This window comes from Mycobacterium venezuelense (assembly GCF_054919535.1).
In genome coordinates this window covers 165,179-176,766 of the sequence record NZ_JBONDW010000017.1, presented here as the reverse complement: position 1 = coordinate 176,766, position 11,588 = coordinate 165,179, and the positions used below count along the sequence as shown (strand labels likewise).

Annotated in this window: 5 protein-coding genes and 2 pseudogenes; all 7 read right to left on the bottom strand. The window is 66.4% G+C overall.

From position 1 onward, the window contains the following. A pseudogene (locus ACRCUN_RS25335) lies at positions 1-1,943 on the bottom strand (NAD-glutamate dehydrogenase); the annotation flags it as partial. Positions 1,944-2,041: 98 nt separating this feature from the next. Continuing rightward, positions 2,042-3,715, bottom strand: coding sequence for an energy-dependent translational throttle protein EttA (ettA, locus tag ACRCUN_RS25330; protein ID WP_462144366.1), 1,674 nt, complete (start codon positions 3,713-3,715; stop codon positions 2,042-2,044). A 107-nt stretch (positions 3,716-3,822) separates the two neighbouring features. Continuing rightward, a complete protein-coding gene (locus ACRCUN_RS25325) occupies positions 3,823-4,284 on the bottom strand; it encodes a single-stranded DNA-binding protein (protein WP_462144365.1) in 462 nt (153 codons plus the stop codon). Between the two features lie 186 nt (positions 4,285-4,470). Beyond that, on the bottom strand, positions 4,471-6,480 hold the full coding sequence (locus ACRCUN_RS25320) for a bifunctional copper resistance protein CopD/cytochrome c oxidase assembly protein (RefSeq protein ID WP_462144364.1): 2,010 nt from the start codon (positions 6,478-6,480) through the stop codon (positions 4,471-4,473). A 74-nt stretch (positions 6,481-6,554) separates the two neighbouring features. Next, positions 6,555-7,525, bottom strand: a pseudogene (locus ACRCUN_RS25315) (IS481 family transposase). A gap of 100 nt (positions 7,526-7,625) precedes the next feature. After that, positions 7,626-10,001: a glycerol-3-phosphate 1-O-acyltransferase gene (locus ACRCUN_RS25310; RefSeq protein WP_462144363.1), complete on the bottom strand. Its 2,376-nt coding sequence runs from the start codon at positions 9,999-10,001 to the stop codon at positions 7,626-7,628. After that, the gene (locus ACRCUN_RS25305; protein WP_462144376.1) at positions 9,998-11,563 is read right to left on the bottom strand and encodes an HAD-IB family hydrolase; all 1,566 of its coding nucleotides are present in this window, start codon (positions 11,561-11,563) and stop codon (positions 9,998-10,000) included. The genes ACRCUN_RS25310 and ACRCUN_RS25305 overlap by 4 nt, the downstream gene beginning before the upstream one ends. Positions 11,564-11,588 lie beyond the last annotated feature (25 nt).

Here is an 11,588-nt window from a genome sequence, read left to right as displayed (position 1 = left end):
CTCAACCCCGCCCGCAACACCAACTCGTTGAACCGATCGATCTCCACCCGACCATGCCAAATCGCGGTCACCGCATCAGCGAACCGCTCCGCCGTCGCCGCATCAGACGCCGCCGGGATACTACGATGCCGCGAGATCTTGAACTGATAAATCCACACCGGCAAACCATCGGCCCGAGCAACCGTAAACGGCCGCTCCTCCAACACCACCACACCCATCGACTGCAACATCGGCAACAACTCACTCAACGACGCCGACTGCCCACCCAAAAACCACGTGAGCTTGGCTATCGGATCCTCGTCGCCCTCGGTGAACACCAATTTCACCGAATTGGGTTGCAACGCTTCGATGATCGCGATGTCCTTGATCGCATCGGCCGGCACCACGGCCTGCTTGTAATCCTCGGGGAACGCCCGGGCGTAGTGCTCGACGGCCGCGGGGTTGAGCTCGGCGGCCGCGGCCGCGCTCGTCATCCGGTCGGCCCAGTTGCGGGTCGCCTCGGTCAACAGAGCCTGGATGCGGGCTTCGTTCTCGGTGGACGTGTCCACGGTGTTGGCGGGGGTCCCGTCGGGCAGCTTGACGGTGAAATGCACCACGGCCCAAGGGGACTCACTGACGCGAGCCGAGTAGTCGATGCTCGTGCCGTGGAGTTCGCGGACCAGGATGTCCTGCATCTCCAGCCGCACCGCGGTCGTGTAACGGTCACGCGGCAGATACACCAGGCACGACACGAAGTGCGCGAGCTGGTCGGCACGCAGAAACAGCAAGGTACGGCGCCGTGATCCCAGATCGATCACGGCCAGTGCCATCTCCAGCAGCTGCTTCGAACTGAGCGCGAAGAGCTCGGGCCGGGGAATGGTCTGGACGATGTCGCGCAGAAGCTGACCGGGATGGCTGGGATCGCGGTGCGCCATGGCCAGGGCTTCCTCGACACGCCGCGAGATCAGCGGAATGTCGAGAGCGTTGGCGTTCATGGCCGCGACTGTGAACAACCCGACGAAGCGGTGTTCGATCACCCGCGACGCACCGGCGTTCTCCCGTACGACCACGATGTAGGGGTAAGCCCCGTACCGCAGGTAGCTCGGAATGGTCGCCTGCGCCAGGACCAACAGATCGTCGGCGTTGGTCAGCGGCGGCAACACGTCCTCCCGCAGCCTTAGCACCCCGAGCCTGCTGGCCGGGTCGACGGAGGCATGCCCGTCGCTGATGGCACACTGCTGGTAGCCCAGGAGCACGAAGTGCCCGTCGGACAGCCACCGCAGCAGCGCGGCGACGTCCTTGCGATCCGCGTTCGGAAAGTGCCCCTGGACGTCGGTCGCGAGGTCGTTGGCCAGGCCGTGGAGTGCGGCGGCCATCGCACCGGAGTCCATTCCGATCTGCCGGGCTTCGGCCAGGATGCCGGGAACCAGGCGGGTCGCTTCGGTCAGTGCACCACCGTCGGCCGCACCGGTGATCGGGACGAGTATCCAGCACTCGTCGACACCATCGGCCCCGGCCGCTTCCGCCGCGGGACGGATGTCGAGCAGCTGTCCGTCAGCGCCACGGTGCACCCGGAACACCGGGTTCATGATCGCCGTGTACGCGACGCCGTGACGGTGCAGCAGCACCGTCACGGAATCGACGAGCAGCGGCGCCTGGTCGGTGACGATCTGCAGCGCCGGCCCGGTGTCGACATCGCCGGGGTAGACCGCGACCTTGGTCTCTCCCGGCGCGCGTTGACTGCCCAATTCGTAGTGGGCGGCCACGGTCGCATCGGAGGCCAGCTGCTCGGGAGCACCGACGGACAGCGGCCCGGTCGCCGCGACACCGGGAGCGTCGGCCTGCGGAGCCCGATAGGTCGAGAGGAACGCCACAGCCAGCCGATGGATCACCGCCGACGTGGCGTCCTGCCCTTCCCGGTCGCTTTTCTCCTGTCCTGGAACGGATCCCGGATACGCCGACATACGGATCACTCCTGACTCACGCCCTCGCACCGGCACTGGTACGTAACCGCGACCTTAGTCTCCTCCCGAGTCGGTTGGCCCCCGCCGCCCGTCCCGGATCAGTCGCGGGTCAGTCTCCGATGGGTCACGCGGTGCGGACGTGCCGCCTCCGCGCCCAGCCGCTGGATCTTGTTCTCTTCGTAGGCACCGAAGTTGCCCTCGAACCAGAACCACTTGGCCTCGTTGTCGTCGTCGCCCTCCCACGCCAGGATGTGCGTGCAGGTGCGGTCGAGGAACCACCGGTCGTGCGAGATGACGACGGCGCAGCCCGGGAAGTTCTCGAGTGCGTTCTCCAGCGAGGACAACGTCTCCACATCGAGATCGTTGGTCGGTTCGTCGAGCAGGATCAGGTTGCCGCCCTCTTTGAGGGTCAGTGCGAGGTTGAGGCGGTTGCGTTCACCGCCGGACAGCACGCCCGCGGGCTTCTGCTGATCGGGACCCTTGAACCCGAACGCCGACACGTACGCCCGCGACGGGATCTCGTTCTGGCCGACCTCGATGTAGTCCAGGCCATCCGAGACGACCTGCCAGACCGTCTTGTTGGGGTCGATGCCCGCGCGGCTCTGGTCGACGTAGGACAGCTTGACCGTGTCACCGACCTTGACCGTGCCGCTGTCCGGCTGCTCAAGTCCGACGATGGTCTTGAACAGCGTGGTCTTGCCCACGCCGTTGGGACCGATGACGCCAACGATGCCGTTGCGCGGCAGCGTGAACGACAGGTCCTTGATCAGCGTGCGGCCCTCGAAGCCCTTGTCGAGGTGCTCGACCTCGACCACGACGTTGCCCAGTCGCGGCGGCGCCGGGATCTGGATCTCCTCGAAGTCGAGCTTGCGCGTCTTCTCGGCTTCCGCGGCCATCTCTTCGTAGCGCTGCAGACGGGCCTTGTTCTTGGCCTGCCGGGCCTTGGCGCCCGAGCGGACCCAGGCCAGCTCGTCCTTGAGGCGCTTCTGGAGCTTCTGGTCCTTCTTGCCCTGCACCTCCAGGCGCTCGGCCTTCTTCTCCAGATAGGTCGAGTAGTTGCCCTCGTACGGGTAGGCCCGGCCGCGGTCGAGCTCGAGGATCCACTCGGCGACGTTGTCGAGGAAGTACCGGTCGTGCGTGACGGCCAGGATCGCGCCCTTGTAGCTGGCCAGATGCTGTTCGAGCCACAGCACGCTCTCGGCGTCGAGGTGGTTGGTGGGCTCGTCGAGCAGCAGCAGATCCGGCTTGGACAGCAGCAGCTTGCACAGCGCGACGCGGCGGCGTTCACCACCGGACAGGTGGGTGACTGGCTCGTCGGGCGGCGGGCACCGCAGCGCGTCCATGGCCTGCTCGAGCTGGCTGTCGATGTCCCACGCGTCGGCGGCGTCGAGTTCCTCCTGGAGCTTGCCCATCTCTTCCATGAGCTCGTCGGTGTAGTCGGTGGCCATCAGCTCGGCGACCTCGTTGTACCGGTTGAGCTTGGCCTTGATCGCCACGCCGTCCTCGACGTTTTCGCGGACGGTCTTGGTCTCGTCGAGCGGCGGCTCCTGCTGCAGGATGCCGACCGATGCGCCGGGGGCGAGGATCGCGTCACCGTTGTTGGCGTGGTCCAGACCGGCCATGATCCGCAAGACGCTCGACTTGCCGGCACCGTTCGGGCCGACAACGCCGATCTTCGCGCCGGGAAGGAAGTTCAGACTGACGTCGTCAAGGATGACCTTGTCGCCGTGCGCCTTGCGGACCTTCCGCATCGTGTAGATGAATTCGGCCATGCCGTTGATGTGCCTTTCTGAAGCTGTCGGATCGTCAGCGAGACTCGCGCGGAAGTCGCGGCAAGCCCTACGTGCTCGCGGCCCATCCTAGGCGTGGCCGGATGCGGCTAAGCCGTCAGTGGCAGCGCCTCCCCGTCGAGGGGTTCGGCATCGGCCTGGATGTCCGCGTCGTCCACCGCGCCGGCGGCCTCTGGTTCGGCCACCGGGTTCGGCTTCGGCAGCGGTGCGACCTTGGCCGTGCAGCGAGACAGGTCGGGTCCGACCGCGGTGGCCCGCACCTCCACCGATGACCGCCGCACGCCGTCCTTGTCCTCATACTCGCTGGTGTACACATGACCGACCACGACTACGGCGTCGCCCTTCATGAGCGACGCGCTGGCCCCGGTCGCCAGATTCCCCCAGCAGTTCACGGTGACATACAGCGAGTTGCCCGGTTCCCACGTGCCCTGCGGGGTGCGTCGGCGCGAATTGCTCGCGACCCGGAACTTGTACAACTCCTGTTCGCCGAAGCGCAGCCGAACCGGATTGGTGACGATGTTGCCGACCACAGTGAACGGTGTCTCGAACATTTCTATTCCCTTTCGCTACCTGGTTGCGACGGCACCCGGTGAGAATCCGGGTGCGTCCTACCCGGTCATTGACCGTCGGCACCCCGACATCGGCGGGGGCAGGTGGGCGGCGGGAACGCGTGGTTGTGGATGAAGTACGGGTTGGGGACAACTGCGGCGCTGTCGGCCAAACCGTCGATTGGGCGCCTACTGCTTCTGGTCCCGGCGGGCGAGCTCGGCCAGCATCGCGTTGTAGGCCGCCAGGTCGGCATCGTCGTCGCGGTCGGCGGCCCGGTCCAGGCGTTTGGCGGTGCGCTGATCGCTGCGCCGCCACTGGATCAGCAGTGCGAGCATCACGATGACGAGCGGCACTTCGCCTGCCGCCCAAGCGATTCCGCCGCCGAGCTTCTGATCGGCGAGCAGGTCGGTGTGCCAGCTCAACTGCAGCGAACGGTAGAACGATTCGCCGAGCACGTTCTGCATGCCCATCATGACCACGCCGAAGAACGCGTGCAGCGGCAGCGACGCGAACACCATGGCGATCTTGCCGATGTGCGGTATCGGGCGCGGCGTCGGGTCCACCCCGATCACCACCCAATAGAACAGGTAACCCGACAGCAGGAAGTGCACGTTCATCAGGACGTGTGCAGCGTGATTGCTGACCGCGGCGTCGAAAATCCCGCCGAAGTACAACCCGTAGAAGCCTGCGACGAACAACACCGTCGCGACCACGGGGTGAGTCAAGAACTGCGACACCCGCGAGTGCAGCGCGGCCAGCAGCCATTCCCTCGGGCCGGGCGGGGAATCGCGGCCCGCTGCCGGAAGCGCCCGCAGCGCCAGCGTCACCGGAGCGCCCAGCACCAACAGCACCGGCACCAGCATGGACAGCAGCATGTGGGCGATCATGTGCATGCTGAACATCGCGGGCATGTACCGCCCAAGCCCCGACGATGTGGTGAACAACAACGCCGCGCAGCCCAGCAACCAGGCCGCCGTCCGCCCGACCGGCCATGCATCGCCCCGGCGGCGCAGCCGGTACACAGCGGCAAGGTAGACGAGCGCACCCACGATCGCGGCGGTGCCAAGCAGCAGGTCGAACCGCCAGTCGAACAACACCCGCGCGACGGTGGGCGGTCCGGAGAAGTCGTACCCGATCGCGACCTCGGTCGCGCTGGGCTCGGCGCGCTCAGGGGGCGGCGGGGTACGGCCCAGCCCGACGGCGATGCCGAACGTCACACCGAACAGTGCGGCTTCGGTCAGCGCCAGCCGGATCAACGGGCGGCGTGCGGCGGGATCGGCCGCCAGGGCCGTCACGCCCTTGCGCCGCTGCTGCCACCCGAGCGCACCCAGCAGGCAGAGGGCGACGATCTTGCCGACGATCAGCAAGCCGTAGGACGTCCGGAACAGGTCGGCCACCTGCATGCGCACCAGGGCGTTGAGCACACCGCTCACGCCCATCGCGACGAAGCACCACAGGGCCAGCGCCGAGAACCGGCGAGCGGCCAAGTCAGCGTGCTCACCGCCCCGCAGCGCGTGGGCGAGCAGGGCCAGCAGGCCACCGGCCCACAGCGCACCGGCCATCAGGTGGATGAACAAGCTGTTGGTGGCCAAATCGTGGGCACCGCCCGCCGACGAGTGACCGGTCAGCGCGAGCGGCACCAACGTCAGCATCGATCCCGCCAACAGCACCGGTGTCCACGCCCAGCGCAAGACCGGCAAGCTTGCGATCGTCACGGCCGCGGCCAGGATGGCCGTCCAGCGCCACGCCCCGGCGATGTCGACGAGGCTCGTCGCCGACCACACCTCGACCGGACCGACATGGTCGAGGAACGGCTGACCGGACACGTCGGAGATGGTCAGCGGAACCAGTAGCGCAGCACATACCGTCCACACCGCCGACGCCGCGGAGCCGAGCCGCAGCGCGCGGTAACCCGCCACATCGAGCACGCCGTTGGTCTGCGGAGGAACCAGGAATGCCGCGAACAGGAACGATCCGACTGCCACCACGGCGGCGATCTCCCCTGCGGCTCGCACGAACGGCAGGCCGTAGGTGGTGACCGGGCCGGGATTGGGCAAGCCGGTAGCGGTCAGCGCGTCCGCAAGCGACAACGCGCCGATGCCGGCCGCGACGGCTCCGGCCAGCACGCCGACTCCGACGAGCACGGGCCACACCGCGCTGTTGCGCACGTCGGAGGCCACGCGGCCGGGCGAAGTCATGTTCTCAGGGTATGGCGTGGCTCAGACCACAGCCCACTGCCCAGGGCTAGGTGTCGTGACCTGACACGTTGTTGTCAGGCGGCGAGCCGGCTGATGGGTGGTTGTCCGCCGAGGGCGGAGTGGCCTCGTTGAGTGTTGTAGCGATGCAGGAATCGGTCAAGAGCTTGTGCGCGCAAGCTGTTTGAGGTCCAGGGGCGGGCGTAGGCCCATTCGGTGAGCAAGGTTCGGTTGAAGCGTTCTGCTTTGCCGTTGGTCCAGGGCCGGCCGGATTTGATGAATCGGCGTTTGAGCTGCCAGGCTGAGCACACCCAACCCCAGTTGGTGCCGCGCCGGTAGACCAACGCGTTGTCGGTCAGCAGCCGCCGCACGTGCACGCCGTGAGTGGTGAACCAGGCCAACGCTCGGTGCAGGAATCCCGCGCAGGTCATGTCTTTTTCGTCGGCTAGCACTTCGCTGTAGGCCAGGCGGGTGTGGTCATCGACAGCGGTATGGACGTAGTCGTAGCCAATCTTGATCTTCTTGTGCCGGTTGGCCACCGATACCGCGGCGTCGCGGCCGTGCAGGCGCCACCCGCCTCCCTTGGGGATGCGGCCGAGCTTTTTGACGTCAACATGGACCAGTGAGCCCGGGGTGCGGTGTTCGTAGCGGTTGGGAGTGCGCCGCGAGCAGCGCACGGCCTGGCCGGTGATCGGATCGATGGCAGACAGGTGCGGCACCTGGTGACGGGCCAGGATCCGTCCGACCGTGGACGGATTCAAGCCGAGTTCACCAGCCAAGACGACAGCGCCACGCTTGAGGCGGCGTCGGCGTTGAGCACTTTCTGCTCGACCCGAGGACTGGTGCGCTGGGGCATTCGGACCGGGCGCGAAGATCGGTCGGCCAACGCTTGCTCGCCGCCCTCGGCATACCGGCGCAGCCACTTGTAGACCGTCGCTCTCGAAATGCCCAGTTGTTCAGCGACATGCGCCGGCGGCCAACCGGCCGCAACACGCTCAACGATCAGGCGACGAGCGAACACGTTGGTACGGGCGTTAGCGTGAGACACGAGGACCTCCTACGGGTGAATGCCAGACACATCCACTCCGTCAGGAGGTCCTCCCAGTTTCAAGCAGGCACGCCGTCAACAACCTCACAGGTCACGACAGCTAGGCCGAATCGCCGCGCAGCAGACGCCGCTCGGCCTCTCTGGCGTAGAACTGCTCGCGGGCGATCTGCTCGACCGTATCCATGTCGTCGAGGATGGCGCGCAGCTCATCGCGGAACGCCGCGCGGCGGCCCGTGAGGTCCGGACCGGATTCCAGGAGGTCCTGATCGGCGACGACCTGCTGCGCGGTGGCGAACAGCAGCGCCGACACCGACTCGTTGCTGCGCAACCTGCCCTGTGCGGCGTACTGGCGACCGACTCCCAACGCCAGCTTCGTCAGGTCCTTCTCGGCGATCTCGGGCGGCGCGTCGCGCAGCACATCGGCGACGATCTCGTAGGCCTCGAAAAACGGACGCAACATGGCGCCCGCGATGAGCGGCCGCTTGGCCCGCATCAGTTGAAAGATCTCCTCGCCGCCTGCGGAGACATGCGACTCCCAAGCTTCAGTGCTCTGTCCTCCTCGCGTGCGGTGATGCCAGGACATCTCCTCGGCCACGTTGTCCCGGAACGCCGCCGAATCGGCGAAGTAGAAATCGAACTTGAGAAGGTCGCGCAGCCGCATCACCTGGGTCCAGAAGCATTGCAGCGGATCGTCTTCGACGCGCGCGGCATGCGCGAGTGCCAGCTCGACGATCGACGTCTCCAGGAACGCGTGGATCAACGAGTTGCGGTAGAACGCGGCTTCAAGTTCATCCTCGGGCGCGATGCGCCAGACCGGTTCGCGTCCGCTGTCCACCAACGTCACCGGGTGACCGTTGGACAACGCGTCGACCGCCGACCGCACCCCGTCGGGCGTGCGCAGCCGCAGCGCGCTGTTGGTCATAGGCGTGTTCTTGCGTTCCAGGTAGTCGAGCGAATCCTGCAGGGTGTGGTGCAGCTGATCCAGCGTGAGCGCGACACCCCGGGTGGCTAGCAGCAACGCAGACACCAGACCGGTGGCGTTGACCGGGGTAACGCGCAGGATCCGCCACGCCACCTCGAACGCCATCTTCTGCATGGCCAGGCGTTTGGCTGCCGCGTCCCGCGCGATCGGGCCATGCGGTTCGCCGAGGTACTCGCGCATCGAAACCGCTTCGGGGAACCGAACATAGATCTTGCCGTAGTTGCGTTCCCCTTGAGCCTTGATGAAGTTGTAGAGCCAGCTCAGGCCTTCGGGCGTCTTCTCCCCGCCGCGCGCGTATGCGGCGTACTCGGCGGTCTCGTGCAGCTGGTCGAAACTGATGGACACGGGCTGCAGGAGGATGTCGTCGCTTCGGCCGTCGAGGTACGCGTCCGCGACATAGGCGAGCAGTCCGAGCTTGGGCGGCAACATCTTTCCCGTCCGCGACCGGGTGCCCTCGATGGACCAGTTCAGGTTGAACCGTTTCTCCACGATGTAGCCGACGTACTGCCGCAACACGTACTTGTAGAGCGGATCGTCGAGCTTGCGGCGGATGAAGATGACCCCGGAGTGCCGCAGGAGCGGACCCATGAAGCCGAACGACAGGTTGATGCCCGCGAACGTGTGCACCGGCGGTAGCCGGTTCTCCTGCATGGCCACCGGCACGATCGCGCCGTCGAGGTAGGACCGGTGCGAGAACAGCAGCACGGCCGGGTGCAGTTCCAGCGAGTGACGCATCGACTCGATCTCGGCGCGGTCATAGTCGATGCGCGGGTCGAAGCCCCTGCTGAAGATCGCCCGGCCAAGCGACGGGATCAGATCGACCGAGAACCGGCTCCATCCGGTCGCGAGTTCGTCGAGCATCTCGCCGGCCTGCTCGACCGTCGCGCCCGGAATCTGTTCCAGCCCTTGGCGGAACCGGGCCGAGGCCAGCATCTCGGGTTTGACGAGCCGCGGTGACTTGTATTCCGGCCCGAGCAGTCGCAGCTCCACTCGTTCGATCGCCAGCGCAGCCCGGCGGAGTACGAAATGTGCGAACTCTCTTGGGTTCTCGGCGACCGTCGTTTCGCTCCACTGCTTGCGCAGTTCGGACACCTTGGCTGGTTCGCCGGCCACCATCCTGGCCCGCGCCGGGTCTTTGCGCAGGATCCGCCGCTGCAGGATCTCCGGCGGCCGGTAGGTGTCGCGGCCCGACATCAGCGCAACCACTTTCAGCCGCGTCGGCAGCCCGGCCGGCACCCAGAACACCCGCACCGGTACGACGAGCCTGTCCTCGTCGGCTTCTAGCTCTTCGACCAGCCGGGCCAGCATCCCCGGCGTCGGTTCATCGGCCGCAGGTAGTTGCAGCACCTCGACCTTCGAATCGGGATGCTCCTGCCGCTGTTTCTTGAGCCAGTCGTTCAGCAGTTCGAGTTCGGCCGGCGAGGACACCGACGCGAGCACCAACGCGTCGTCGGTTGTGGTGAAGCTCGCGAAATAGTCGGTGGGCGCGCTCACGGCCGGCCCTTCCGGGTGGGCCTCGGCGTGGTCTTTGGCGTTGATTTCGTCGGCGCCTTCTTAGCGGCCTTACGCGGCGCAGCCTTCTTGGGCGCTTTGGGCTGCGCGTAGATGTCGGGCTGCGGAAGTTCGTCGTGCGGCCACGATTTGAGCGTGTCGAGGTAGATCTGCCGGACGGCGTCGATGCGTTCGGTCAGATTGTCGACGGTCCAGTCGTCCACCGGAATGGGCGGGTACACCGCGACATCCACGGTGCCGGGATTGAACGTGCTCGAGTCGCGTGCGGCGATCACCTCGGCATTGCGGATGACGATGGGGACGATCGGAATGCCCGCCGCCATCGCGATGCGGAATGGGCCCTTCTTGAACGGACCCACCGCCGTGGTGTCCAGCCGTGTGCCCTCCGGCGCGATGAGGATCGACAGGCCTTTGCGGGCAAGCTCTTCCACCTTGTGCAGACCCTCGACGGCCTTCTGCGGGTCCTCGCGATCGATGAAGGCGGCATCCATGACCCGCCCGAGCGTGCCAACCAGCGGGTCGTTGGACAGTTCCTTCTTGGCGACACCGGTGAAGTTGTCGCGGACCAGCGTTCCGGCAATGATCGGGTCGGCCTGATTGCGGTGATTGAAGATGAACACCGCGGGCCGTTGGGCTGTGAGGTTCTCCTCTCCCAGCACATTGAGGTTGACACCGGTGGCCGCCAGCAGCACGCGGCTCCAGGTCGACGTGAAAAAGTTGACGCCGCTGCGCCGGTTGCGATTGAGCAGCCCCCAGCCGATGGCGCCCGCGGCCACGGGCATGAGTGACGCCACACCCGCCACCGTCCGCAACTGCGCGACCGGACTGCTGCCACTGCGACTGGTGAACCTGAGCACGGGCCAGCCGCGTTTGGCGGCGACCGCGGCCAGTTTCCCGGCCGGGTTGGTAGGCCGCGGATTGCCCACCAGGTACATCAATGCGACGTCCTCGTCGCCGTCGGCGTAGAAATAGCTCTTCGCCAGGTCGATGCCGTTGGCCGCCGCGAACTTCTGTACCGCACGGGCTTTGCCCGAACCCCAAATGATCGGCGTCTTCACCTCGCCGCTGATCAAGCCGTCTTCGTCGGTCTCGAACTTGTTGCTCAGCACGTTGTCGATACCGAGGAACCGGGCTACGGGCTCGACTTGGACCGTCAACGCCGACGAACTCAGCACCACGGTATGGCCGCGCTCCATGTGCGCACGCACCATCGCCCGCATCTCGGGATAGATGCGGCTCTGCACGTGCTGGACGAACAGGCGCTCCCCGAGCTCGTCGAGATCGCTGAGCGAATTCCCGCGCAGCATCCGGGCGCCCTTGCCGATCAGGTCTTCGAACTCCGAGCGGCCCAGCTGGTGGTTGAGGCCCGCCTGGACCATTCCGATGAACTCGCCGACACCCATCTGCCTGCGCCGCAGCCGGTCTCGCGTCATGATCACGCCGGTGAAGCCGGCCACGAGGGTGCCGTCCAGATCGAAGAACGCTCCGATCTCCGGCCCTGCCGGACTCGCCTCGATCTCGGCCAGTGTGCCAGGCAGCCGCATCAGCTTCGAATTGTCCGGTGTTCCT

Coding starts and splice junctions, on each gene's coding strand:
- ettA (WP_462144366.1), bottom strand. CDS start 3,715: ATGGCCGAATTCATCTACACGATGCGGAAGGTCCGCAAGGCGCACGGC.
- ACRCUN_RS25325 (WP_462144365.1), bottom strand. CDS start 4,284: ATGTTCGAGACACCGTTCACTGTGGTCGGCAACATCGTCACCAATCCG.
- ACRCUN_RS25320 (WP_462144364.1), bottom strand. CDS start 6,480: ATGACTTCGCCCGGCCGCGTGGCCTCCGACGTGCGCAACAGCGCGGTG.
- ACRCUN_RS25305 (WP_462144376.1), bottom strand. CDS start 11,563: ATGCGGCTGCCTGGCACACTGGCCGAGATCGAGGCGAGTCCGGCAGGG.